At 59.4% G+C, this 26,339-nt stretch carries 19 protein-coding genes; 6 read left to right on the top strand and 13 right to left on the bottom strand.

Features of this window, described 5'->3' with window-relative positions; genetic code table 11:
- Positions 1 to 78 precede the first annotated feature (78 nt).
- The 3 genes from GOB82_RS09085 to GOB82_RS09095 form a co-directional block, all read right to left on the bottom strand.
- Entirely contained in the window at positions 79 to 903 is an 825-nt protein-coding gene (locus GOB82_RS09085) for a ferritin-like domain-containing protein (RefSeq protein ID WP_166122315.1), read from the bottom strand.
- Positions 904 to 1,091: 188 nt separating this feature from the next.
- Entirely contained in the window at positions 1,092 to 1,526 is a 435-nt protein-coding gene (locus tag GOB82_RS09090) for an acyl-CoA thioesterase (RefSeq protein ID WP_166122317.1), read from the bottom strand.
- 49 nt (positions 1,527 to 1,575) lie between these two features.
- Complete coding sequence (locus GOB82_RS09095) at positions 1,576 to 3,036, bottom strand: AMP nucleosidase (protein WP_242007308.1); 1,461 nt, start codon at positions 3,034 to 3,036, stop codon at positions 1,576 to 1,578.
- Positions 3,037 to 3,241: 205 nt separating this feature from the next.
- Between GOB82_RS09095 and GOB82_RS09100 the strand changes: the two genes are divergently transcribed.
- A complete protein-coding gene (locus tag GOB82_RS09100) occupies positions 3,242 to 4,756 on the top strand; it encodes a UvrD-helicase domain-containing protein (RefSeq protein WP_166122319.1) in 1,515 nt (504 codons plus the stop codon).
- Positions 4,757 to 4,834: 78 nt separating this feature from the next.
- Here GOB82_RS09100 and GOB82_RS09105 read toward each other — a convergent pair whose 3' ends face one another.
- Positions 4,835 to 5,266, bottom strand: coding sequence for a hypothetical protein (locus tag GOB82_RS09105; RefSeq protein WP_166122321.1), 432 nt, complete (start codon positions 5,264 to 5,266; stop codon positions 4,835 to 4,837).
- A 70-nt stretch (positions 5,267 to 5,336) separates the two neighbouring features.
- Complete coding sequence (locus tag GOB82_RS09110; protein ID WP_198911963.1) at positions 5,337 to 6,215, bottom strand: LytTR family DNA-binding domain-containing protein; 879 nt, start codon at positions 6,213 to 6,215, stop codon at positions 5,337 to 5,339.
- A gap of 143 nt (positions 6,216 to 6,358) precedes the next feature.
- Here GOB82_RS09110 and GOB82_RS09115 point away from each other — a divergent pair, with 143 nt between their 5' ends.
- On the top strand, positions 6,359 to 6,859 hold the full coding sequence (locus GOB82_RS09115; protein WP_166122323.1) for a DUF6622 family protein: 501 nt from the start codon (positions 6,359 to 6,361) through the stop codon (positions 6,857 to 6,859).
- Between the two features lie 21 nt (positions 6,860 to 6,880).
- Here the strand turns inward: GOB82_RS09115 and GOB82_RS09120 are convergent, their stop codons facing one another.
- From GOB82_RS09120 to GOB82_RS09145, 6 genes are all read right to left on the bottom strand, one after another.
- Entirely contained in the window at positions 6,881 to 8,035 is a 1,155-nt protein-coding gene (locus tag GOB82_RS09120) for an energy transducer TonB (RefSeq protein ID WP_166122325.1), read from the bottom strand.
- Between the two features lie 97 nt (positions 8,036 to 8,132).
- Positions 8,133 to 9,479 carry a c-type cytochrome gene (locus GOB82_RS13600; protein ID WP_377792248.1) on the bottom strand — a complete coding sequence of 449 codons (1,347 nt, stop codon included), beginning with the start codon at positions 9,477 to 9,479 and terminating at the stop codon, positions 8,133 to 8,135.
- Between the two features lie 209 nt (positions 9,480 to 9,688).
- Positions 9,689 to 11,470 carry a GMC family oxidoreductase gene (locus GOB82_RS09130; protein WP_166122327.1) on the bottom strand — a complete coding sequence of 594 codons (1,782 nt, stop codon included), beginning with the start codon at positions 11,468 to 11,470 and terminating at the stop codon, positions 9,689 to 9,691.
- 2 nt (positions 11,471 to 11,472) lie between these two features.
- A complete protein-coding gene (locus tag GOB82_RS09135; protein ID WP_166122329.1) occupies positions 11,473 to 12,276 on the bottom strand; it encodes a gluconate 2-dehydrogenase subunit 3 family protein in 804 nt (267 codons plus the stop codon).
- 170 nt (positions 12,277 to 12,446) lie between these two features.
- Entirely contained in the window at positions 12,447 to 14,549 is a 2,103-nt protein-coding gene (locus GOB82_RS09140) for a M13 family metallopeptidase (protein ID WP_166122331.1), read from the bottom strand.
- Between the two features lie 406 nt (positions 14,550 to 14,955).
- Positions 14,956 to 15,894 carry a transporter gene (locus tag GOB82_RS09145; RefSeq protein ID WP_166122333.1) on the bottom strand — a complete coding sequence of 313 codons (939 nt, stop codon included), beginning with the start codon at positions 15,892 to 15,894 and terminating at the stop codon, positions 14,956 to 14,958.
- Positions 15,895 to 16,189: 295 nt separating this feature from the next.
- Here GOB82_RS09145 and GOB82_RS09150 point away from each other — a divergent pair, with 295 nt between their 5' ends.
- Positions 16,190 to 18,634, top strand: coding sequence for a membrane-bound PQQ-dependent dehydrogenase, glucose/quinate/shikimate family (locus GOB82_RS09150; protein WP_166122335.1), 2,445 nt, complete (start codon positions 16,190 to 16,192; stop codon positions 18,632 to 18,634).
- A gap of 42 nt (positions 18,635 to 18,676) precedes the next feature.
- Here the strand turns inward: GOB82_RS09150 and GOB82_RS09155 are convergent, their stop codons facing one another.
- Together GOB82_RS09155 and GOB82_RS09160 are read right to left on the bottom strand one after the other, a co-directional pair.
- Complete coding sequence (locus tag GOB82_RS09155) at positions 18,677 to 19,387, bottom strand: GntR family transcriptional regulator (protein WP_166122337.1); 711 nt, start codon at positions 19,385 to 19,387, stop codon at positions 18,677 to 18,679.
- Positions 19,388 to 19,486: 99 nt separating this feature from the next.
- The gene (locus GOB82_RS09160; protein ID WP_166122339.1) at positions 19,487 to 20,782 is read right to left on the bottom strand and encodes an NAD(P)/FAD-dependent oxidoreductase; all 1,296 of its coding nucleotides are present in this window, start codon (positions 20,780 to 20,782) and stop codon (positions 19,487 to 19,489) included.
- 606 nt (positions 20,783 to 21,388) lie between these two features.
- Here GOB82_RS09160 and GOB82_RS09165 point away from each other — a divergent pair.
- From GOB82_RS09165 to GOB82_RS09175, 3 genes are read left to right on the top strand one after another with little or no spacing between them, the layout of a single operon-like run.
- Entirely contained in the window at positions 21,389 to 23,860 is a 2,472-nt protein-coding gene (locus GOB82_RS09165) for a TonB-dependent receptor (protein ID WP_265794540.1), read from the top strand.
- A 9-nt stretch (positions 23,861 to 23,869) separates the two neighbouring features.
- Positions 23,870 to 25,159, top strand: a complete 1,290-nt coding sequence (locus tag GOB82_RS09170; protein ID WP_166122341.1) for an MFS transporter — start codon at positions 23,870 to 23,872, stop codon at positions 25,157 to 25,159.
- Between the two features lie 23 nt (positions 25,160 to 25,182).
- Positions 25,183 to 26,127 (top strand): 2-hydroxyacid dehydrogenase, encoded by a 945-nt coding sequence (locus GOB82_RS09175; protein WP_166122344.1) that lies wholly within the window; start codon positions 25,183 to 25,185, stop codon positions 26,125 to 26,127.
- The last annotated feature ends 212 nt before the right edge of the window (positions 26,128 to 26,339 follow it).

The raw sequence follows: 26,339 nt of genomic DNA on the forward strand, positions 1-26,339 counted from the left end.
AAGGAGCTGGCCTGTAAACAGTGTTTGTCTGCATAAAAGGCCCGCCGCCCGGTGCTGGCGGGCGGCGCAGGTGCCGGGTCAGGAAACTCCGGCCATGCGGGCAAATTTGCGCTGACGGCTGAAGAACAGTTTTTCCGTAATGAAGAAGGCCAGATCCTGAATTCTGCTGTGCGGGGTCAGGCCGATGGTCTTGAACACCATGCTTGTCACCCGGCGCAGGTGGCGCGGCTGGTAGTTCTTCATGGCGCGGGACATGTAGGCCGCAATGCAGCGGTTGTGGTCGTAGGGCAGGGTCGGCGGTTCATTCGTGGTGTAGTAGGCGGAGGCGAGTTCATCATCCTCGCTTTCCGTCACGCGGCCCAGCGCAATGCGGGCGCGCTGAAAGGTGCTGATGCGTTCGCGCTTCAGGTACCGGTGCATGTGGTCATAAAACAGTTTGAAGTGCCGGAATTCATCCGCGGCAATCTGCTTGCACAGGGCTTTCAGAACCGGTTCTTCCGTGGCGTCGGCCAGAGCTGAGTAAAAGGAGGACGTGCCGGTTTCCACCATGCAGCGGGCAATCAGTTCTCCGGTGCGGGAGCCGCGTACGGATTTCTCCACCTCCAGAGGGATATGGTAGAAGTCCCGGTAGCGCTGGAAGGCAGCCTGATAATCCCATTCCGGGTCGGCCAGCATGGCCCAGCGGCCAAGGGCATCCCCGTGCTGGATTTCTTCCACGGCCCAGTGGTCTGCCGCCTGTTTGAAGTCCGGGTCATCATGAAACACATTGTTCAGGTAGATGGCGTAATCCACGCTGTTACGCTCCACCACGGCTGCTGCCTTGATGGCGGGCACCAGCTGCGGGTCTACGCGGGAGGGGTCAAATTCGTCCCAGGGCAACTGGTCAATCTGCCAATGTTTCATGTGTGCCGGGCTCCTGTCTGCTGCTTCAGGCCATTCGTCATGTGGCCAATCCCGCAGTATACAGCACAGCACACAGCACCGCAGGATGGCCCAGACTGTTGCTCTAGACCATTCCTCGCCGAGACGGAATGCCATGACAAAAAAAAGACAGTCCGGCCCGGCAACGGTCTTCCCGCTATAAGGCGCTTTTACGCGCTGGCGGCAATGGTCGGAGAGTTTGCCGGGCTTGCAGGCGGCAGAGGGCGGGGGCGGCGGTTTTCATCAAGAGCCACGAAGGTGAAATCCCCTTCCGTCACCTTGGTGGTCAGGTGTGTATGCCGTGCGCGCCGCCACGTTTCCACATGGATGGTAAGGGATGTCCGGCCCTCACGGGTGATGCGGGTGTAAATGCTTACCTCATCCCCCACCACAACGGGTTCCATGAACACCACGCCGTTGATGGCAACGGTTGCGGCACGCCCGTTGGCCCGGAAGGCGGCGGTGGTGCCGGCGGCAAGATCCATCTGGGAGATGATCCAGCCACCGAACACATCCCCCGCAGGGTTGGTGTCGGTTGGCATGGCAATCACGCGGATGGTGGGAACACCTTCCGGAAGGTTGGCGGCAGAAGTAACGGGGGACATATGAAGAAGCCTTTTCAGTAAAAGAAGAGAAAGCGGTCAGACAGGGCCGTTACCGGAAGGGTGGTTCATCAAACCCACGCAGCTTGCGCGAATGCAGGCGCGCAACGCCCTGCTGCCTGAGCAGACGCATGGTTTCAATGCCCACCATCAGGTGCTGGCTTACGCGTTCACGATAGAACGCATTGGCCATGCCGCGCAGCTTCAGTTCTCCGTGAAGAGGTTTGTCAGACACGCAGAGCAATGTGCCGTAAGGCACCCGGAAGCGGAAGCCATTGGCTGCAATTGTGGCGGATTCCATATCCACCGCAATGGCGCGGCTCATGTTGATCGGGGTGAACAGATGCGCCAGACGCAACTCCCAGTCCCGGTTATCGGTGGTCATCACGGTGCCGGTGCGCAGGCGGGTCTTGATTTCGGGCTCGTGCAGGCCCGTGACAAGCGTTGTGGCTTCCTGCATGGCCACCTGCACTTCCGCTATCGGTGGCACGGGCACCCAGGTGGGCAGGTCCGCATCCAGAACGTGGTCATCCCGCACGTAGCCGTGCGCCAGAACGTAGTCTCCCAGCACCTGGGAGCGGCGCAGGCCCGCGCAGTGCCCCACCATCAACCAGCAATGCGGGCGCAGGACAGCCAGATGGTCTGTCATGGTCTTGGCGTTGGCGGGGCCGACGCCGATATTGATGAGCGTGATGCCATTCCCGTCCGGGCGGCACAGATGGTAGGCGGGCATTTGCGGCAGGCTGCCCGCCGGGGCGTCCGCCAGAGGGCTGCCGGGGCCGGTATAGATGTGGTCTCCGGGTTCGATGAAGGCTGTGTATTCCCCGCCCTTATCCACCTGCGCACGGGCGTAGTCACGGAAGGTTTCCACATAGCGCTGGTAGTTGGTGAGCAGGATGAACCGCTGGAAGGAAGAGGGCGTGGTGCCGGTGTAATGGTGCATCCGCGCCAGTGAGTAGTCCGTGCGTTCCGCTGTGAACAGCGCCAGCGGGCGGGGTTTGGTGGGGTCTGGCAGCAGTTCGCAGTTGGCAATGCTGTCATCCGTGGCGTGCAGGTCGGGCATGGCGAACTGCTCCTGCAACAGGCGCAGGTCAGCTTCTGTCAGTCCGGTTACGGCCTCTTCCAGCACATAGGGCAGCGGGATGGGGTGGTGGGAGCGGCCCACCAGCACCGGCTGACCATAATGGTTCAGCAGGGGGTTGATCTGCTCGCGCAGGTAATCACGGAACAGGGCCGGACGGGTGATGGTAGTGCTGTAAAAGCCGGGGGCCAGAATCACGTCAAACGGTGGGCGGTCCTCCACGCGGGTGCCGGGGGGCAGCTCCAGCGCAAGGCAGGGGTAGGTGGCCTGCTCCGGCGGGCAGCCCTGCCGGGCGCGGAAGGCGGATTGCAGGCGCTGGCTGCTCTCATCATACAGGGCGCACAGGCGATCTATGGCGGCTTCCGCATTGGTGAAGGCTTCAAAATCCGTTCCGGCCGCGGCGCGCAGGGCTGTCATATCAGGCTGTGTCATGGGTCTCCTGAAAGTATGAGGTAAGCAGCATCAGTCTGGCACCATAGCCCGAGAGGTGGGGCCGAGTGCAAGCAGGCAGGCCGCGGTTGGCTGGGGTCGGGGCGGTTTTCCGGGGCTGACGGCGTATCTGCGCACGGAAAAGTGCGCTATACCGCCCGGCAACCAGCCGCCGGGCACCTGGCAGCAGAAGTATGAAGAGAGCGAGATGAGTGCGTGTACCCCTGAACAGACCGCTATTCTGGAGCAGGAGCCGACCTCAAGCTTTCGCGTGGTGGCCGGGGCGGGGTGTGGCAAGACCTCCACGCTGGAGCTGTTCAGCAGGAAATGGAGCCGCCACCGGGGGCTGTATCTGGCATTCAATGCCGCAATCGCTGCGGACGCCCGTACCCGTTTTCCGGCCTGGGTTGAAGCGCGCACGGCCAACAGCTACGCCTATCGCAGCCTGAATATCGGCCAGTCTGGCAGGAAGGTTACAGGCCGCTATCTGGCGCGGGATATCTGGCAGCTTGAAAAAATCCTGGGCTGCAAGGCCAGAGGGCCTGCCGAGACAGTGCTGAAAACGCTGGGCAATTTTCTTATCAGTGAGGGTTCCAAAATTACGGTGGCCCATTGCCCGGAGCCCGACAGCCAGCGCAACCGGGAGGTCCGCCTGTTTGTGGCGCAGGCCTATAAATATCTGGTGGATTTTGAGAAACATGATCTGCCCATCACGCATGATCTGTATCTGAAAAAATTCGAGCGTGAGCAGAAAATTACCGGCTATGACTATATCATGGTGGATGAGGCGCAGGATCTGAACCCTGTCCTGCTTTCCATCCTGAAAAAATCAGGCCTGCCGATTGTCGCGGTGGGAGACCCGCACCAGTCCATTTATGCCTTTCGCGGCGCGGTGGACGCCATAGGGGCGCTGGACGGCTCCCTGCTGCCGCTCACCCGGAGCTGGCGGTTTGGTGAACCGGTGGCGCGGATGGCCCATGCCATTCTGCAAACTCACTCCCGCCCACCGGCTTACCGGCTGCACGGGAACCCTGCGGTGAAAAGCCGGATCATGCCGCACCGCAAAGGCGTGAAGCCCGAGCATGACACCCTCGTGCTGGCCCGGACCAATGCCCGCCTGTTTGAAGGGCTGGCCGAGGCCACCCAGCCTTTCCATGTTCTTGGCGGGGTGACCGATATCGTCCAGGAAATTCGGGGGGCGTTCAACCTCTATCAGCGCCAGTTCCAGCCTGCCCTGAAACCGGAGGGGGCTGCGCTGGACTATGCCTCCTGGCGGGATCTCGAAAATGCGGCGGAAGGACGGGATGGAGATCCTGTTGCAAAAAAGCTTTATTATATTGTGGATAAACACAAGGACACGCTGAACGATAAAATCAGGAGCATTGAAACCCTGTACCGTGACAACACGGAAAATGTCCGGCTGGTGTGCGCGACCGCACATAAGGCCAAGGGACGTGAGTTTGATGCCGTGATCATGCTGGATGATTTTCTGAGCCCTGAGGAATGGAGCAGGCGGCGGAGCCAGCTTATGGAGCGGGTGCGAAAAACAGAGCAGGACAAAGGCCCTTTGTCATCACGGGAGAAAATGCGCCTCAAGCGTGATCTTGAAAACTGTGATCAGGAAATCAACCTGCTTTACGTTGCCTGCACCCGCGCAAAACTGACCCTCTCCCTGCCGGATGCGCTCTGGCAGTTCTGGGAGAAGTCTGTTTTAAAATCGTAACTTCTTGCCGGAATTTTTCCTGTTTAGATGACGTTTCGTCTTGCGTTTTCCAGAGTGAGATTTTCCTGAACCGGTCCCTTAAAAGGGGAGCGGCATGATGTCCGGCGCGACCCATGTTTTTCGGGCGGTCACGCTGAAGAGTGTGCCGCGTGTCCAGTATGTAAAAAGCCAGTCCGGGTGCCCGAACGGCGAGGTCAGAAGAGCTTTCAACACGCTATGAAGCGGTGTGTCCGGTGCGAAGCCTTCAAGAGTGCTGGAAACTGCACGCATGGAGGCAAGCGTGATGGTGTGGTGATATCCGCTGGTATCCGTATTGAGGGTTTGCGTGGCCTCATTATAGCGCATGATGCACGCCCGGATTTCGTCCGGAGCCGTCAGATCCGGGCGATGGCGGGTGAGCCATAATGCCGCGCCGAGATGCCCGGCATGGGTCCACTCGCTTTTCGGGAGGCTCTGGTCGAGAAAGCGCTGCGCGAGACTGCGGAGTGAGGCATCGTCTGATAAGGTCATCGCTTGTTTTCCTTGTATGAGGCCAGATCAGTAACACCCCTCAGACGGTAAGGAGGGTTATTCCGGCATTTTACAGCCAGCCCATATCCCGGCAGGCGGTGACCCGTGCCTTGCTGACGGGAATGCTAAGGCCGCCGGGCAAGTCCAGTTGCCAGGATTGTCCGCGTCTGGAGGGTTGGGGTGCAGCATCCCGCGCGACCCAGAAGGAGCGGTGCACCTGCACGCCGGCTTCTTCCCCCAGGCTGGTTATGGCATCGCGCAGGCGCAGGAGTGCGAGCGCCTGCCCCCGGCTGGTATGGATGCGCAGGTAATGGTCTTCCGCCGCCAGAGCCAGCAGGGTACCATTTTCCAGTTCGGGTGCGTGGCGGCGCAGGAAATCGCGCGGCTGTATCCCTGCCGGTGCTGCGGAAGGCGGCAGGGCAGCCTCCGCAAGAGGGTGGGCTGCACTCACAGGATACAGCCGGGCAGCGTCTGCTGTACCGGTGCAGGCAGGGGCAGAAGCGGCCGAAGGTAGCGGGCTTGCCACAGACTGGCGTGCCGCCGCCTGAGAGCGCAGGCCATGGCGGATGGCGGTGAGGATCAGCCCAAGGCCAAGAGCATTGAGGGTGAAGAGTGCAACGCCGGGCAGTGTTGCAACCGGCATGCCAACGGCGAGCATACTGAGTGGCACCGCCGGGATGGCGGCCAGCCCCAATATCAGCAGGTGAAAGCGGAAAGAGGGCGCAGGTTTCGGGTCGCGTGAAGCAAAGGCGCGCAGCGCGACCCTGCGTACCAGCCAGATGGCGGCCTCCCAGATGATGGCGCAGGCCAGCCATTCCAGTGCACGGCGCGGCAGCGGCACACTCTGGCTGCCCCAGGGGGCCAGAAAAGTCAGGGCCAGAGCGGTTGCCAGCACGAAGCCGATGCGCTGCTTCATGCCATCCGTCAGCACGGCCAGCCCCCTCGCCATTCGCCACGCCTCCATTCGCGCTTCGTGAGTGGCATATAAGCATTCCTTCACGAAAACGACCAGACATTGGCGAAAACACCTCTGCCCAAAACCGGTAGCTGTTCGCAGGATTGCTCATCGCAACGCATATGGAGCTTTCCGCTATGTCTCTTTCGCTTATTCTCGCGCATGTCCCGCTCTGGGTCTGGCTGCTGCTGGCCTATCTGGTCTGGCAGGGTGTTTCCGCCATGTCGGATAACACGGTTTCCCTGCGCCGGGTGGCGCTGCTGCCGCTTGTTTTCATTCTCTGGGGGGTGTCCGGGTTGGTTGCCCGGTCAGGCGGCAGCATAGGCCCTTATCTGGTCTGGGCACTGGGGGCCGCGTTCCTGGTGCCGGTGGGGTATTGCTACGGCCCACGCCGGATGGTGATAGACCGCGCACAGGGCCTCGTGCATCGTGCGGGCAGCCCTTGGCCGCTGATCCGCAATGTCAGCCTGTTCTGCGCGCAGTTCGGGAGTGTGGTCGCACTGGTCATGCTTCCGGCCTGGCGGACGGAACTGGGCCTGTTGCGGAGTGCTCTCTCCGGGGTGATGGCGGGGTATTTTCTGGGGTGGGGCCTTGCGTTCCTCCGGGCAGAACGCAAGGCGGCCATGAAGCAGGAGTGAGGGACAGCCCTGACAGGTGTCTTAATGCCTGATCAGGATATAGTTGATTGTCAGATCAATATCGAAATGGTCGCCCTTCATATCCGGCGGCACGGGGGGAAGCTGGGAGCCGTGGAACATGCCGGAGGTGGCGGCATCCAGATAATAGGAGCCGGAAGAGCCTGTCTGGTAGACGGATTTCACGCGGCCCGTGCGGTCCAGCACCACATGCACGGAAGAACTGCCTTCCTCCCCATTCCGGGCGGCTTCTTCCGGATAATACATATGGCGCTGGATCCATTCGTTGATCTGCTCACCATAGTCATCGCTCACACCGCGCACGGAGGTGCGGGAGGTGTAGTGCGCGTTAATCTGTCCGTTTTCCACCACGGGGCCAACGGAGAGGTCAATCGGGCCGCCGGAACCGCCCGGCCTGCCGTGGCGGCTGCGGCGCGGGGCTGGAGCCTCGTTGAACGAGAGGTCCATCGGATTATCAAAAGGTGAGGCCGCATGGCGGCTGGGGCGCGGGGCGGGCCGTGTGTGCTGCGTGGGGCGCGGCACGGCATGGGCCTGCGGTTTGTGGCCGGAGGGCGGGTGCGCGGGTTTCACCGGTTTCGGCGGCTGCGGTATGGGTTTGGGAAGGCCATCATCCGCTTCCGGCAGGGGGGGTGTTGAGGGCGTTTCTTCCGATGGCACGGTAGGGGCGGGCGGTGCCTCCGCAGGGGTGGGTTCGGCCTGCCCGGCCTGACTGGGGGCTTTGCCGGAGTTGCCGCCCCCGGCTTCATCAGAATGCGGGCCGACCATGCCGCTGGTGGCGTTGGGCTGGGCAAAGACCATTTCCACCGGGGCGGGCTGCTGGCCATCCGGCGTGCCGTGGGACGGGTGGTGTGCGGCCTGCCACAGCAAGGCTCCCAGCAGCAGGAAATGCGCCAGAGCCGAGGCGGTGAGAACCGGGCCGATCGTCGGGTCTGCGTACAGATCCTTGCGGATAAGGGGGGTGGCTGTGCCCTTTACGCGCCGGTAGCCCGTGGTGGGGCGGCTGACGGGTGTTGTGGAAGGGAACAGCCGGTCCCGTTCACCATCCTGCAGGGCAGGCGGCGGGCTGGCAGGAAGTGCGGTACCGGAGAGGGGAGGGGGAACCAGCCGTGGTTCCCGCCCATCTCGCTTGCGCGAAGAAGGGCTGAGCATCGCCGTCATGAAGTGCCGGATCTCTCCTTCGCAAGAACCGCCGTGTGTCTTGGTCGGTCGAAGCAGTTACTTTGCCACTGCTTAAGCATTGTTGCCACCCTGAATCCTACTCTGCATCCGTGGGAGGGTGAATGCCGTTCTCCGCCCCGCCTGTCACGGTATTTTTCTCCGGGTTTTCCTCGGGGCTGCCGTGTGGGCTGGGGGGTGCCAGAGTTTTCCGCATCCGGGTGACGGCCATATCATTCACCGCCGGGGCGTTATTCCCCCACGCCTGACGGATAAATGTGGCGAGGGCCGCCACCTGCGCATCCGTCAGGCGGGAGGCAAAACCCGGCATAGTGAAGGCGGAAGGGGCGGCATCGGTGCCGTGCAACGTGGCACCGTGCAGAATGATGTGAATGATTGAGTCCGGCGCACGGTTCATCACCACCGGGTTACCCGCCAGCGGCGGGAACGCAGGCGCATAGCCTGCACCCGTGCTGCGGTGGCAGGCCGCGCAGTTATCCAGGTACAGTTTTTGTCCCTGTGTCAGCCTGCTGCCCGAGAGCAGGGCGCGGGACGCGGCGGAGTCAGCCTGCCACGGCTGTTCCTTGGTATCTGCCGGGGGCAGGGTTTTCAGGTAACGGGCCATGGCTGTGAGGTCATCATCCGTCAGATACTGCGTGCCGTGGTGCACCGCCATTTCCATAGTGCCAAAGGCGCTGCCGCGTGTGGTCCGGCCGGTGCGCAGGAAGGCGGTGAGGTCTGCCTCGCTCCATGCTCCAAGCCCTGTGCGGGGTTCTCCGCGCAGGGAAGGCGGGGTCCAGTCATCCACAGCCGCACCCCCTGCCAGATAGCGCGGGCCATCCTGCGCGGTGAGGGCACGCTCCTGCATGGCCATGCCGCGTGCGGTGTGGCAGGCCCCGCAATGGCCCGGGCCTTCCACCAGATAGGCACCGCGTGCCAGCTCAGGGGAGGCAAAGGAGCGTTCAGCCGATGCGCGCGCCGCCTCCGGTGAGGGCGCGAACATCCACCGCCAGAGCGTGAGCGGAAAGCGCAGGGAGAACGGCCAGCGGATGGTATTGGCCTGCGGTGCCTGCGCCACCGGCTGCACGCCATGCATGATATAGACATACAGCGCGTGCAGGTCCGCATCCGTCATGCGGGCGTAGGAGGGGTAGGGCATGACCGGGTAAAGCGACGTGCCATCCGGCCGGACACCCTCCCGAATGGCGCGGACAAACTGCGCTTCCGTCCATTTGCCAATACCGTAGGCCGGATCCGGTGTGATGTTGGAAGCATACAGCGTGCCAAAGGGCAATGCGAACGGGTAGCCCCCGGCAAGCGGGGCGGAGCCGGGAGCAGGAGCGGTATGGCAGGCTGCGCAATCCGCCGCCGCGGCGACATAACGCCCCTTGGTGATCAGATCCTGCGTGGCGGGGTCTGCGGGCGCGTGTGTTGCAGTGGCGGGAATGGGCTGTGCAGGCGTGCTGGCAGAGGGTGAAACCGGGGAGGAGTCCGCTGCAAAAACCGGGGCGCTGAGGTGGACGGAAAGTGCCACGGCGCAGAAAAGGAGTGCAGAAAATCCCGTGTTTCTTCGATGTTTTCCCTGAGTGTTGTGACGGGGCGCGAGGGATGCGGGTGGGGTGATCCGGGGGAATGTCCGGCTGTTCATGGTGGTGCTCATGGTGTCACCAGTGGGCCGCCATTGCCCTTCAGCCATTGGGTGCGGATATGGTAGGCAGACCAGTAGGCAAGGGCCGCCACAAGCCCGGTGGGATTGTACCCCATGCCCTGCGGGAAGGCGTTGGCCCCCACTACAAACACATTCGGTACATCCCAGCTTTGCAGATAGCGGTTGAGGGCGGAGGTTTTCGGGTCTTCCCCCATTACGGCCCCGCCGCACAGATGCGTGGTCTGATACGCACGGACGTCAAACGGTTTGCCCTCCTCCCGCATGCCATACTGCACATCCCGCGCGCCCAGGGCTTTCACGATGCCCTCCAGATGCCCGATAACGTAGCGGTTCATGCGGATATCGTTGTCTTTCCAGTCAAACGTCATGCGCAGCATGGGCTGGCCGTAACTGGTGCGCCATGTGGGGTCCAGATCCAGATACACATCGCGATAGGCCATGTTCGAGCCTTGCGCATTGATGGTGAAGGAGTGGCGGTATGTGTCGATGGCCGCCTTTTTCCAGGCACTGCCCCAGCGTGGCACACCCGGTGTGGTGGCCTTGGCCCCGGCTATGGGTTTGACCCCCGCCTGATTGACCCACAGGGGAGAGCCACCAATAAAGCCGTGTGGCCCGTGGTCAAAATTGTCGCAGTTGAAATCATCTATCGCAACACCCCCGGCTGAGCCGATAAACTGGTCCGTGCTGCGGGTGGGGGGCATCCAGACCGTGCTGTTGGTAATGTTCTGATAGGTGAAGTTGCGCCCGACCGTGCCGGTGTTGCTGACAGGATCATACGCTTTGCCAATGCCGGACAGCAGCATGAGGTGCACGTTATGAAACTGGAAAGCCGCCAGAATAACCAGCCCGGCGGGCTGGGTGATGTGATTGCCTTCCGCATCCTGATAGACCACGCCAGTGGCTTTCCGGCCCGTGGAGTCCAGCAGCACTTTCAGCACATGCGCGTTGCTACGGAGTGTGAAATTTTCATGCCGCCTGAGAGCAGGCATGATGTTCACGTTGGGTGAGGCCTTGGCGTACATATAGCACGCATAATCGCTGCAATATCCACAGAAGTTGCAAGGCCCCATCTGTGCGCCATAGGGGTTTGTATAGGGTTGGGAGGCATTGGCGGCGGGCATGGCGTAGGGGTGATAGCCCGCCTCTGCCGCCGCTTGGCGGAACAGGTGCGCGGTATACACATCGCGCAGGGGCGGCAGGGGGAAATCATCCGAGCGGTCCGGCGCGAAGATGTTCCCTTTACCGGTAGCTTTCCCGCCGACTGTATAGGCCTCGCCCGAGGTGCCGAAAACCTTTTCAGCACGGTCAAAGAACGGTTCCAGTTCTTCGTATGTCACGCCGTAATCCTGAAGGTTCATCCCTTCGGGAATAAAGGCGCGACCGTAGCGTTCCACTATATGGCTGCGCAGGCGCAGGTCCTGCGGGGTGGCGCGGAAATGCACGCCTGTCCAGTGCAGGCCAGCCCCCCCAACCCCGGCACCGGGCAGGAATGCCGCCAGCCGCCGGTAGGGCACGGCTTCCTGATCCATGCGGTTGCGCACAGTTACTGTTGTATCAGCAGGATTTTGAAACAGCTTGTACCGGACAGCCCCTTCCAGTTCATCAAGAGAGCTGGGGTACGCGCCATCCCGCGCGGTGGAGCGGCGGCCCCGGCGCTCCAGCATCACCACGGAAAGCCCGGCTTCACACAGTTCCTTGGCCATGATGCTGCCAGCCCAGCCACTGCCAACCACCACGACATCCACAGGGGAGAGGGTTTTTTCAGTCATGTTCAGGCGGTCTCCCCGGAAATGGACACAGGGCCGTAAGGGTAGGGTGTGTCATACTGGTCCACCCAGTCCATGTAATCTCCGCGCGCGCCGGGGAAGCCCATCATGGTCCAGCCTGCCAGATGCCGGTTTCCGCCATGGAGCGGGTCAGAAAACGCGCCTTCTATGGTGTCTGTCCGGAGTTGTTCGAAAAAAACGGCGGCAGGCAGGCCGTCAAACTGCGTGGCGTTGTGTTCCAGCGCCTCCAGAATGCGGTCCTGCTCTTCCGGCGGCAGGGTTTCAAAAGCCGCCTGATGCGTCTGCCGCATCCATGCCTGCACGCCTGCCAGACCTTTCCGGTAAATCTGCTGGGGGCTGTAGGGAAGCTGGTAGCCCAGATTGGCCGGGGCATCCGGCCGGTAGGGGCCTTGCATGTACCACAGTTCCCCTCGGCCCCACGGCGTGTCCATCTGCGCGTCAATAAAATTTGGCACGCCAAGGGCTATGGCCCCTGGCCCTTGGGTATCCGCCGGAAAAATCCGCTCACAGGCCGCCCGCAGAAGGGCGAAATCCGCCGGGCTGAAAAAGCGGGGAGCGTCGGGGGCTGGTGGCGTGTGGGCGGAGGGTGTGGCGCTGCCGGCGCGGCCTGTGCCGCCCTGCGGGACAGCCTGCGCCCCGGCGGAGGGGGCCAGCCCGGCCAAAGCCAGTGCTGCGGTGCCTGTACCCAGACCCTGCACCACATGACGGCGGGTGGGTGAGGCAGCAGAAGGCTGCGGGGGCGCGGCTTCAGGGGATGTGGGGAGAGGGCGGTGTGGTATGTCAGGCATCTGCGGCTCTTTTCCGTGGATGGGGATGACCACAGTCGGTCCCCGGTCCCGCAGCTCTATATACGGGCCCGTCAATTTTTCTGACTAGCGGAGGAGGGGGGCAGAAACAAGGCAGGGGCGAACGCCCGAAAGCGCCGCCCCTTTCCCGTTCGCGGTTAAAATCTGGTTTATTACCAGATTTTTACGCGCTGCTGCGGTGTCAGATACAGGCTCTGGCCGGGTTTGACATCCCATGCCTTGTACCATGCATCAATGTTGTGCATCGGGAGGTTCACACGGGCCTGCGGCGGGGAGTGCGGGTCTGTCACAATCAGATTTTTGATTGTGTCATCACGCAGTTTTTCACGCCAGACCTGCGCCCAGCCGAGGAACACGCGCTGGTCTCCCGTCAGGCCATCCAGCACCGGTGCGGGCTGGCCGTGCAGGGAGGCATGATATGCATCCAGCGCCAGCGTCAGGCCGCCGAGATCGGCAATGTTCTCACCCATGGTCAGCTTGCCGTTCACATGCACGCCGGGCAGGACTTCAAACGCATTGTACTGTGCGCCAAGGCGGTCGGCCAGCTTCTGGAAGCGGGCGGCGTCTGCCTTGGTCCACCAGTCACGCAGGCGGCCGTGTTCATCAAACTGGCGGCCTTCATCATCGAAGGAGTGGGTCATTTCATGACCGATCACACCCCCGATCGCCCCGTAATTGACGGCGGCATCAGCCTTGGGGTTGAAGAATGGCGGCTGAAGAATGGCGGCGGGGAACACAACCTGATCAAACAGCGGGTTGTTATAGGCGTTCACCGTCTGCGGGGTCATGCCCCATTCGTTACGGTCTACCGGCTTGTCCAGGCGGTCCAGCCAGTATTGCCATTCAAACGCCACGCCGTTTTTCGCGTTGTTGTAGACTTCACCCTTTGTCACGTTCAGGCTCGAATAATCGCGCCATTCGTTCGGGTAGCCCACCTGAACTTCAAAGTTTTCCAGCTTGCGCAGGGCGGCTTCACGCGTTTCCTTGCTCATCCAGCTATTGTGCTGAAGGCGGATGCGGAAGGCATCCTTCAGGTCGCCTGTCAGCGTCTGCATGGCCGTGCGGCTTTCTGCGGGGAAGTAGCGTTCCACATACACCTTGCCCAGAGCCATGCCCATGGCGCTGCTGGTGGCCTGCACGCCGCGCTTCCAGCGTGCGGGCAGGGCGGGCTGGCCGGAGAGGGCCTTGCTAAAGGTGAAGCGTGCCTGCACGAAGGCATCCGGCAGGTAGGGGGATGCGTTTTCAACAGTATGGAACGCCAGCCAGGCCTGAAGCAGCCCGGTATCGGCAGAGGCCAGCAGTGCGGCTTCCCCCGTGATGGCGGAGGGTTCCCCCACAATCAGCGTGCGGTTTTCAAGACCTTCCTTGGTCAGGCCGGCAGCGGTCAGCCAGGTGAGCCAGTCAAAGCCGGGAGCAGCTTTTTCCAGTGCGCTGACGGTCATCGGGTTATAGGTTTTCTGCGGGTCACGCAGGTCTGCCCGTGCCCAGTGCACTCCGGCCAGCTTTGTTTCAAATGCCACGATGGCGGCGGCGGCGGTAGCCGGTTCGGGCCATTTGATAAGCGTGAGTGCCTGCGTGATATAAGCCTGATAGGCCTCACGCTTCTTGGCGAATTCCGGCTTCAGGTAATAATCGCGGTCCGGCAGACCAAGGCCATCCTGATCCACATTCAGTGCGTAGCGTGTGGGGTCCTTGGCGTCCGGGTTAATACCCAGCGAGAAGGGAGACTTCATGAAGTTGCCCGCAGAAGCGCCTGCCAGCGTGGCGAAAGCCTTGGCGTCCCGCATTTTCATGATGCTGTCCAGATCGGCCTGCATCGGTTTGATGCCCTGCTTCTCGACAGATTTTTCATCCATGAAGGAGGCGTAGTAGGTGCCGAGCTTTTCTTCAATGCTGCTCGGGTGCTTGACCGGGTGGGCAGAGAGATCATTCAGGATGCTCTGCACCCGCGTGCGGGAGAGTTCCGCCAGCGCGTTGAACGGGCCATAGCTGGTCATGTCTGACGGGATGGTCAGATGCTCCAGATAGGTGCCGTTTGCGTATTTGAAGAAGTTGTTGCCGGGTTTTTCAGCGGTATCGCGCCCGGCAAGGTCCACACCCCATGCGCCGAAGCTGGCGGGCGGTACGGCGGCGGGGGCTGTGGCCTGCGGGGCAGTGTCCGCATGGGCAATTCCTGCAAGGCTGCTCAGGCCCAGCCCGGCGGATAGAAGCAGAGCGACGCGGCGTGACAGTCTGGCATGACGTTCAAGGGTCATGATCTTGTCCTATATTCTGCTCAGGGAGGAAGCGTCGAAAGGCCATCCCCCTGTCGTTTTGTGGAACAAACTGTTCCGGTATGCGGATAAAAGCATACCGTGCGGAAAATGCCTACCCTGCGGGAATGATCGCTGTTCAGATGGCCGGAATGGCGCGTGACAGGTGTGAAAGCGGGGGCGGAGGGAGTTGGTCTGTACTCTGCTGGAAGGGGAGGTGTCCGGGTGTCGTGCCGGGCAGGCAGGGGGCCCAAGGGGGCACGATGAGAGGGGCACGAGAAAATATGTCCAGCTGTACTTTCAGATTCGGTGGCCGGAGCAGGCTGGTGCTGTGCCGCAGGTGTGTCCGTGTACAGGCTATCCCGATAAGGGGCGCCTGCATGAAATACTATGGCGCGAGAGAGTATATTTACCACAGGTAAACAAATTTCAGATAATACGCGTTGGTTTCAGGCGTGTTTCGGCCTTCCACGCTGTGGGAGTAGCGGGTGGTCAGGCTGATATTTTTTGTCAGCGTGAACATGGCCCCTATCCCCATGGCCACTTCCCGGCTGCTGGAGTTGTCAATCCAGTTCTGAACGGTGCGGTCCCGCGTGCCAGCGGTGTTCTGCCAGTCAAACGCCAGAAAGGGTTCAAACCGGCGGTGGAGTTTCCAGCTGAAGCGCAGGTTGCTGTGGAAGGTGGTGCCTGGTGTGTAACTATGTTGCGCGTTCACATGTTTTGTCATGTTGACAATGGCGCCAAGGTCTCCACCAAAGCTGAAATGCTTCCATTCATAATCAAAAAGCAGGCTTGAGAGGTTGCTCCAGTAATGGCTGGACAGGGAATCCCGTGTACCGCTGGGGGTTTGTAAAAATGTCTGGATACCAAAGGTGCTGTGAGAATTTGGTTTGAACCATACCGCCGGGCCGCTGATGGTGCCGCCTAGGCCGCCATAATTTGTGCCGCCGGCCAGCCTGTAGGATTCTGTCTGGATCACCTCAAAGGCAAAGCCGACATGGGGAATGGCGTCAAAACTTCTGAAATGCACGTATTTTGTCAGGCCAGACCACGTGTGACTGCCGCCTTCGGGCTTGCGTGCACCCAGACTGTTGTATGTCATCCCGGCGGCGTTGCCATCGCCGTACTGCACCAGAACGTTAAACGGTTTGAAATCTACCGGAAGGTCATATTCATGCGGGCCGATAATGGCCAGGGGGATATCCGCCGCCCGGGCTGCGTGCCCTCCTGCGAGAGTAAGCAGGAGGGTTGCGATGGTTGCGGTATTCAGTCTTAAAAATCCTGAACAGGGAAGGATTTTTCTGGTCAAGTGAGAAAAGGGGTGGGTGGGATGTATGGAATGTTTCATGGTGGTTTGGCACTTTTTTATTGTTACTGTTTGCAGGCAGATCAACCGCATTCCAGCCCGTGCCTCTGGCCGGTCTTTTAAAAGGCGTGCGTCAGTATTGGGGGATGTTTGCGAAAACGTGCATATCACGAACAGGTGATTCATTCATAAATCACATACATTTTATTTAAAGATTTCTGGGATGAATGATCAGTAGCAAAATACGGAACAGAGCTGAATGGAGAGAGGAAAACGCACCATTTTACGGAAGACTTTCTAAAGCCCAGATGTCATTTATTTCATATGTGAGGTTAAGATGAACCCGACCTTATCGAGGTTATTAGGGCTTGTAACCGGTGCGGCTCTGGCGGTGGTGGGGGTGTACCTTGCCATCGCCGGGGGACAACTCGCGCTTCTCGGTGGTTCGCTCTACTACGTTTTTGCTGGTCTTGTTCTGGTTGGCACTGCTGTGCTGGGGGTTTTTCGCCCGCGCACAGCGCCACTGGTTTATGCAGCACTCATGCTCGTCACCCTTGTGTGGGCGCTGGAGGAGACTGGCCTGAATATCTGGGGGCTTGAAGTCCGGCTGCTGACCTTTGTGGTCTTTGGCGTGTGGCTGCTGGTTCCGGCTGTATGGTACACCGGGCGCGGCTGGATGGCTGACAAGGCTGCCGTGCTGGTCGGGCTGGGTGCCACAGGGGCTGTGCTGCTTGCAAGCTGCTTCTCCTCCTATTCCATCAACGGCACGCTTTCGGCGGAGCGCATGGCCACAGCAGATGCCAGCGCGGAAACAGATAACGCCATTGCCAATGCAGACTGGCAGTATTACGGGCGCACCGCGCATGGAGATCGGTATTCTCCGCTGGGGCAGATTACCCCGCAGAACATCTCCCACCTGAAACTGGCCTGGCAGACCCGCACGGGTGATACCGCCCACGCTGGGGAAGCCGTTGTGGCCGGGCCTGATCAGGGGCATGAGTTCAACCTTGAGGTCACCCCCATCAAGGTGGATGACACCCTATATATGTGCACGCCCCATAGCTGGATCGTGGCGATGGACGCTGCCACCGGCAAGATCAAGTGGACGTATGATCCGCATCCCGACAAAAAGGATGTGGCCGCCAACGTGTATCTGGCCTGCCGTGGTGTGTCCTATTACAAGGCCCCTGAAGGCACACAGACATCCTGCCCGAAGCGGATTTTCTCCCCCACGGCGGATGTGCGTCTGGTGGCTGTCAATGCGGAAACTGGCAAGCCGTGTGATGATTTTGGGGATCACGGGTCCGTCTCCCTGCGTACCTATCTGGGGAATGTGCCGCTTGGTTTCCATTTCGTGACATCTCCGCCGCTGGTGGTGAAGGATCGTGTGGTGCTGGGTGGCTGGGTGATGGATAACCAGGCCAATTTTGAACCCTCCGGCGCCGTGCGTGCGTTTGACCCGCTGACAGGTGAACTGGCATGGGCGTGGGATGCCGGGCACACTCCGGAAAACTGGAAACCCGGCCCGAATGATGAGCTGACGCGTGATACCCCCAACGCATGGGGTGTTTACACGGCAGACCCGGAACTGGGGCTGCTCTACATCCCCACCGGCAATTCTCCGCCGGACAACTGGGGTGGATCACGCCGCCCGTTTGATGATGCAACCTCCAGCGCAACCATTGCTCTGGATATTGAAACCGGCGAACGCAAATGGACCTTCCAGACCGTGCATCACGATCTGTGGGACATGGATATTCCTTCCGGTCCTTCTCTGGTTGATCTGCCTGGCCCGAACGGGGAAAATATTCCCGCACTGGTGCAGAGCACCAAGCGCGGTGAATTCTTTGTGCTGGACCGTCGCACCGGCACGCCGGTTCCGGGCTACCCGGTTGAGGAAAAACCTGTGCCTACAGCAGGGGTTGCGCCGGATGACCATGTTTCTCCCACCCAGCCGTACCCGGTTGCCATGCCCTCTCTCACCCCGCCGGATCTGAAAGAGACGGACATGTGGGGAGCAACACTGCTGGACCAGCTGATCTGCCGTATCCAGTATAAATCCGCAGCGTATGACGGACAGTTCACGCCGCCTCATATTGGTAAAACCACGATTGTTTACCCGGCATTTTACGGCATTGTGGACTGGCAGGGCGCTACGGTGGACCCCGTGCGCAAGGTGCTGATTGCCAATGCCAGCTATCTGCCCTTCCGCATCAAGCTGGACCGCCGCACCAAACTGGAAGAAAGCGGTGCGCTGCCCAAGTGGAACGGGGACGGGAATGAACCCACACCCAAGGGAAATGCTCTGGCGCTTTCACCCAACTACGGCACGCCTTATGTGGCCTATACGGACCCTTGGCTGAACCCGCTGCAAATTCCCTGCAAGGGGCCTGTGTGGGGCACGCTGACGGCGATCGATCTGGTGAGCAAGAAAATCATCTGGCAGCACCCGATTGGCACCACACGGGACACCGGGCCTTTCCGCACCCACACCAACCTGCCGCTGCCCACGGGCATGTATAATATTGGCGGGAGTGTTGTGACCAAGGGTGGACTGGTCTTCATGGGGGCTACGGCTGATGACTATCTGCGCGGGATTGATCTTGCCACCGGCAAGGTGATCTGGCGTGACCGTCTGCCGGCTGGTGGTCAGGCAACGCCCATGTCCTATGAAGTCAATGGCAAACAGTATGTGCTGATTGCCGCTGGCGGGCATGGCGGGCTTGGCACCCGTTCCGGCGATTATATCCGGGCTTATGCACTGGATGACACCGCACACTGATCTGACTAAACACTCGGTTTGAAAAAAGCCGGTTCCAGCCTTTCAGGAGGTTGGGGCCGGTTTTTTTGTGCGTGATGTGCGCGGTGCAGCCGGGCTGCGGCCGTGTGGGCGGGAACGAGCGCTGAGCAGAATAGCGCTGCGCAGGTGCGTATACATCTCCGCACGGGCCACGCCGGGGTCTCGGCGGCGGATGGCGTCCAGAATACGCTGGTGGCCTGCAAGGGTTTCTTCCAGAGAGTATTCCGGCAGGGATACCAGATTGCCTACGCGGGAAAACCAGATCTGATCGTAACTGATTTCAAGCTGGCGGCGCAGCAGGTCATTTTTCGCGCCCTCTGCAATCAGGACGTGAAACTGGGTGTCGAGCCGCTCAAATTCATAAAACTGTTTGGCGCGTGCGGCTTTACCCTGCTCATTCAGGCAGGCCTGAAGGGATTTAATCAGGACTTCATCCGCACGCTCGCAGCAGAGGGCAACTGTGGCGGTTTCAATCGCTTCACGAAATTCATAAATTTGCCGGATGTTGTCATGAGAAGGGGAGGCAACAACATAAAACCGCCCTTTCCGCCCGATAAGGTTGTCCTGATGCAGCCGTTGCAGGGCTTCACGCACGGGCGTACGGCTTACGCCATAGCGGCGGCCTATGTCTTCTTCCTGCAGGACGGTGCCGCCCTGCACGCGGTTGTCAATCATATCGCGGCGCAGGGCTGTATAAAGCTCTTCACCAGTCAGGGTGGGGCGGCTGTCAGTCATGGGTCCATCATAGCCGGGGCAAGGGGCGGAAGGAGGTGGGCTCTCTGAAACTCATGCCATGCGGACGCATATATGGTGACGAGACCCCGGAGGCAGAGATTAACTTGCCCGGGATCCTTCTCCGTTGCAACCGAACCGATCAAGGGTGAAATGGTCCCGGCCCAGTGTGTCGGGTTCCCCGGTAATCAGATTGGCCATCAGCTTCCCGGAGGCTGGGCCAACGCCAAACCCGTGAGCGGAAAAGCCAGTGGCCACATACAGGCCGGGATAGCGGGCTACAGGTGAGAGAATGGGCAGGGCATCGGGCACAACATCAATCACCCCCGCCCACATGGTGGCGATGCGGGCTTTTTCAAACACCGGCATGTCTGCACGCAGGCGGTTCATGGTGCGGGCAAGAGTCTTGCTGTCCGGGGTTGGATCACACGCGCGGAACTGTTCAAACGGATTGGGTTTGCCTTTGCCAAATTGCCTTTCCTGCCTGCGTTCCTGCACAAAGGAAGACCCGATGCGAACACTCAGAAGTTTTTTCTGTTTCAGAAAATTAGGCATGAATTCACGCAAAAAGCGGAAAGAGTCCGGCGTGACATAAGTGATGGAGGAGTTGCGTTGTGCGACTGTATAGCCTCCATCCATCCGCCGGCGCAGGGAAAAACGTGAGGACGCTACAATAGGATCTGGCCCGCCTGCCACCGGCTCCGTGCGCAGGACAGATGCAATCACCTTGAGTTGCGGCAGGACAATATCCACCGTCTTGCACAGCCAGCGGGACCAGATGCCGGCGGCAACCACAACCGAAGATGCACTTATCCGGCCGTTTTCTGTTTCAAACCCGCAGGCACGCCCCCCTTGAATATCAATGCTCTTAACGGCGGTATCCGGCAGAATGACCACACCCGCCGCTTCAGCTTTCCGCACAAGAAAGCGCATGGCGCTATCCGGTTCAGCCCGACCATCCCCCGGGCTGTAAAGCGCTCCGGCCCACTGGCCCCGGCTCTGGGGCAGAAGGGTGCTGATTTCGGAACGCCCCAGTTCCCGTGCATCAAACCCGCGCGTGCGCGCGGCGGCCAGCCAGCTTTCCAAGCCCTGCCATTCATCCTGATCCTGCGCGAGGGAAAGCAGGCCGCTGCGCGTATACCCGAAATCGCCTTCTTTGGCCCATTGCTCCCAAAGCGGACGGCTGGCAACAGCCAGAGGCAGTTCTTCCATGGCTTGGCTGATGGTGCGCACCCAGCCCCAGTTGCGGCTGGACTGCTCATAGCCGGGGCGCCCTTTATCCAGAACCGCGACGGAGAGACCCTTTTCACGCAAAAACAGTGCTGTGCACACGCCGATAATACCGCCACCGGCCAGAACAACATCATAATGCGGGGGGGTGGGCCAGGGCTTTTCCATGATGGTCAGACTCTCCTTGTGGGTATGTGGGAGGAGAAATTTTCAGCATACTGAAATCAGAGATAAACGCTGACAGGAGTCTTGTGAAGAGGTTTTTGTATGCGGAGTTGAGAGAATCTTATGCAAAAAGATCTCCCATATTTTGTAAAAATAACCGTAAACAAAAGAGTCTTGATGGTATTTTCCGCTTTGCTTCCTACTGCAGGAGTTCCCGACTTTGGAGAGGGTGAAATAATGAGCCTTTCTTAAGTATGTCCATATCAGGAAATATGAGGGGAATGGCGTTCGGAGGTGTTGGAATTATTCAAGATAATATATTGAAAATGCTCTATAAATCTTGAGGCAGGGCATGCTGTAGGTATTTTTCAGGTCAATGGCATTTGAGAAAATGATTCATTGTGCTGATAGATTAATCATTCCTTATTCAAAACATGATTGACAGAAGGAGGTCTTGTGGGACTAATCTCGGTATACCGAAACTTGGGATGAAGAATCGATTCCGTAATGGTCTGAAAATTCTGTATGCCGAACGGATACAGAAAGCCGGACTGTCACGCGCTCTCAGACCAGACAAACCCTGCCTTGGGCTGTGACAGGAGACGTACTGTGCATCGTCTTTCAGCAAATTCCGTAAGTTTTTTGTGTGCTATGGTTCTGGCGGCTGGTAATACAGCAGCACGGGCAGAAACCAGCAAAGATACGGGGCGCAAACGCGCGCCGATCCGGGTTGCCCCGCACCATGCGGCCAGTTCTGGTTCCGGGGTTAGTTCTGCGACTTCCCATTCTGCGGTACCCCGCCCTGCCGCCTTCCGGGCACCCCGCAAAGCCGGTCCGTTGATGGCGGGAAAGGCGGAGGAAATAACCGTCAGTTCAGGGGTGACCCCGAACGGGGTTTCTGGTCACTCCGCCGGGGGCGGCATGATGCCCAGACAGACAGAGCCGTTTGCAAAAAGTGGCGTCACGCGTGACTATATTGCCGCGCAGGCTCCAGCCACAAATGCGCTGACACTGGTGCGGAATGTGCCGGGTGTGGTTGTGGCTTCAGCCGACCCCGCAGGGGCCACGGACCGCATGAGTGTGTCTATTCGCGGAATGAACCAGAACGAGTTGGGGTATGAGTTGGAAGGGATGAATCCTTCTGATGTCCTGTATTATTCTCCTACCTCGTCCGGTTGGGCGGATACGGAAAATATCGGCTCCGTGATGGTCACGCCCGGTGCGCCGGATCTGATGGCCCCGACATTCAGCGCCGTGGGTGGGTTGGTCAGTGAAACATTGCGGGATCCATCACATAAGTTTGGCGGGCTGTTGGATCTGACGTATGGCGGAAACAACATGCGACGGGAGTTTATCCGGCTGGAGAGTGGTGAACTGGGGCATAGCGGAATTCGCAGCTTTGCCTCATTTTCAGATACTCAGGCCTCCAACTGGCGTGGACCGGGTGATCTGCACCGGTGGCATGTGGATTTCAAGGCGGCCAAGAAATGGGGCGATGGAAACAGTATTTCCGCCTTTATGTCCTATAATGACGTGCGGGAAAGCCTGTATACCTATCCTACAATGGCGCAATGGAACGCTTATGGGATAGATTATAATTACAGAAAGGATTTTACTGGAAACAACACGAATTATTATAAATTCCATCAGTATGAGTGGAAGCATGCTCGTGCCAGTGTGCAGATGAAGTTCAAGTTGGCTGACGGGCTGAACCTGTCTGTCACACCGTATATTTTCGATGTGGATGGTACAGTGCAGGGTGGCAGCACCCTGAACCGGAACAAGGCGTTTCTGGGGAGTGAGTCTGCCAGTCCGCTGCAGTTTCCCGAAGGCTCACCAAGCGTGCAGGTTGCGCAATCCAACGATACGTTCAGGGAATCCACATTCGGGATCAACAGTGTTCTTGACTGGAAAAAAGGCCATAATGACCTTCAGTTCGGATACTGGTATTCCTACATCAATTATGCGGAAGATCCAACCTATTCTCTGCCTGACGCATCGGGAGATGCCAGCCGGTGGGGGCAGCATCCCGTTCTGACAGCCTCCGGAGCGCCTCTCAAACAATGGGATGCACATGTTATTCAGCAGACCAACACGCTGAGCCTGATGGATACATATTCCCTGTTGCATGAAAGACTGAAAATTTCGGCAGGTTTCAAGGAAGCGATGATCACCCGTACCGCTACCAATCTGATGCCCGGTGCAACGTATGCAACCGGCTTCAGTGATGCGCAGCCCCTGCCTCGGGTGGCTATCAGCTATCAGGTAACCCCGCGGGACCAGATTTATCTCAACGGAACCACGGCCTTCCGTGAGGCCGCAGCGATTACACCGTCTGTTGACATGTTCAGTGCGGCTACCGGGCAGATGACATCCCGCCATGTCAGCGGTGGGATCAAACCGGAATACTCCATTGCGGAAGAACTGGGCTACCGCCATTACGGCCGGTATTTTAACATCTCTCTGTCTCTCTTTAACTACAACTTCACCAACAGGCAGATTACCAGCAGTTCTCTGGTGGAAGGCACAACCATCACGACGTCACTCAACGGAGGTGGTCAGACTACACGCGGGATCAGTGGGGAAATCAGCCTGCCGCGCTGGCATCACTTCACGCCGTATTTTTCCGGGCAGTATCTGCATGCCACAACGGATAACAATCTGGCATCTGGCAGTACCTTTTTGCCCACAGCAGGGAAAGTGGCCGTGCTGAGCCCGAAATTCAGCGGTTCCATTGGCTTGTCCTATGATGATGGGCATGTGTTCGGGAATTTTGCGTTCAATTATGTCGGCTCTGAATATTCAACCTTCATGAATGATGAAAAAATTCCATCCTATGAAACAGCTAATCTGGGGATCGGCTATCGGTTTAATGATGTGTTCTTCCTCAAGCGGCCGCAGATACAGTTGAACATGACCAATCTGGGTAACAGCCATTATCTGTCCGGTGCATGGGGCCTGACCACAAACGCCCGGAATACACTGGGTACGGATGGGCATACCGTGATCAAGGGTAGTGCGCCAACATATATCACGGGCGGGAATTTTACCGGTCTTGTCAGCTTCACTACGGGGTTCTGAAAAACGCAGATGGCTCACGCTCCGCCCACCACCGCACGCCTCTGGCTTTCTGTTTTGGCAACAACGCTGGGTGGTGTGCTGGAGTGGTATGACCTTATTCTTTACGGACTTTTTGCCGTAACGCTGTCTCACCTGTTTTTTCCTGCGGCAACAGCCGGGTTTTCTCTCCTGCTGAGCCTTGGCAGTTTTGGGGTGGCGTTTGTTGCGCGTCCCGTCGGGGCGGCGTGGCTGGGGTCTTATGCGGACCGCAAGGGGCGGAGGCAGGGGCTGGTTCTGTCTTCTTTGCTGATGACAGTGGGCACCGGCCTTCTGGCAATTGTGCCGTCTTATGCGTCCATCGGGCTTGCCGCGCCTCTTGTTGTGGTGTGTTCCCGCCTGCTGCAGGGCTTTGCTGCGGGCGGAGAGTTTGGCGGGGCGGCAACCATGCTGGCGGAGCGCAGCCCGAAATACCGGGGCGTTTATTCAAGCCTGCAGTGGTCGGCTGGAGGGGTGGCGGTCACGCTGGCATCGGCTGTGGCATGGGGTGTGCATCAGGCCTTTACCGAGGCCCAGATTTTGGCGTGGGCGTGGCGCCTTCCTTTTGCACTCGGCATGGTGCTGGGGCCGCTCACGGCGTGGTTGAGGCTGATTAGTGATGAATCTCCCGAATTCAGGCGGCAGGAAAATCACAGACCTCTGCAGGAAGTTATCCGGCATGAACCCTTGCGGCTGTTGTTGGGTATGGGGTTGGTAAGTGCCGGAGCAACCGGGAGCTATCTGAACATCTACATGCCAACACTGGCAAAAACGCAGTTGCATCTGGGAGATGCCGTTTCTTTCATGGGAACGATGGTTTCAGGGGTTCTGACCATTTTTCTGCCGCCACTGTTTGCCCTGCTGGGGGATAAAGTCGGGAGACGGGGCATGATGGCTGTGATGGCTGCGGCTGGTGGCCTCATGGCGTGGCCTCTGTTCCATTTTCTGGTGGCATGTCCTTCTGGCATGCATCTGGTTCTGGTGCAGGCTTTTCTGGTGACCACTGTGTATTGCGGCTATTATGCCTCCGTTCCGGCGCTTTTTGCTGAAATTTTCCTGCCGCGTAACAGGACAACGGCCATTGCACTGAGTTATGCATTGGGGCAACTGATTTTTGGTGGCTTTACACCTATGATTCTTTCTTTTCTTGTAACATATTTTCAGGATAAGGCTGTTCCGGGATTTTATCTGCTTGGGACAGTGGCGTTAAGTCTGCTCTGCCTTGTCTGTTCGCGGCGTTATGCTGGAGTTGAGCGCGGGCAGTCTTTGGGGCACGGGCCGTGAGGCAGAATGGGGGAGCATGTGGCATGGGGTGTCTGGTCATCAAAAATGGAGGGGCTGCGGCCCTGCCGGAATGGAAGGCTCTGTTTGCCAGACTGATGCCGGGGCTCGAGGTGCGTGAGTGGAATGATCCGGCGCTGGACCCGGCTCAGGTGACGTATGCGCTGGTCTGGAAGCCTGACCCGGGGCGGTTGGCAAAAATGGTAAATTTGAAAGCCATTTTGAGTGCCGCCGTGGGGGTGGACCATATCACCAGTGATCCGGACTGGCCGAAGCATGTGCCCCTTATCCGCATGGGGGGTGAGGAGCCTGCTCTCCAGATGGCGGATTATGTTCTCTGGGCGGTGCTGTCCATTTTGCGCGATGCCGCCACCTGGCGTGTGGGGCAGCAGGACAAGGTCTGGACCCGGCAGGCTGGCCCTGCGCGGATGTCTTCAGAGATGCATGTCGGGGTGATGGGGCTGGGCAGTCTGGGTGGCCCGGTGGCAACCCGGCTGGTGCAGGCGGGCTTTCGCGTGTCTGGCTGGGCGCGTCATGCAAAAACGCTGGAGGGTGTGACCTGTTACACGGGCACCGAGGGGTTGAACGATTTTTTGCAGGCGTGTGACACATTGGTGTGCCTGCTGCCGGAAACGCCAGAGACCATCGGGATGGTGACATATGAGAAGCTGGCGAGGCTGCGCAGGCCTGCCGGACTGATCAACGTTGCGCGTGGTGCGCTGGTGGTGGAGGCGGACTTGCAGCGTGCATTGGATGATGGCACGCTGCACATGGCGGTGCTTGATGTATTTGATGCTGAACCGCTGCCCGCTGCGTCGCCCCTCTGGGCGCATCCGCGTGTGCTGATCACGCCGCATGCTGCAGCAGAGTCCTCGCGCCCGGCGCGGGCTGAGTATGTGGCTTCCGTTATTCAGGCGCTGGAGCAGGGGCGCGATGTGCCTCTGCGTTATGATCCGGTAAAAGGGTATTAAAAGCGTGTTAACCGGGGGCAGGATAGAGCAGAATTTTTATGCCTGAAGGGCATTCCGTGCTTGCAAGAGGGTAGGGGCAGCCGCCATAGGAAGGCAGTTTCCGGGCAGCCGGGACGCGGTGCCCGAAAGCAAGAAGTGAAGGAGTGTTCTGATTTTCTACCTTGGCCAAAATGGCGTTTCCCGACGTAAGGCAGGAAACGCCAGACAGATGA

The sequence above is a fragment of the Acetobacter farinalis genome, assembly GCF_011516935.1.
GTDB classification, from domain to species: domain Bacteria; phylum Pseudomonadota; class Alphaproteobacteria; order Acetobacterales; family Acetobacteraceae; genus Acetobacter; species Acetobacter farinalis.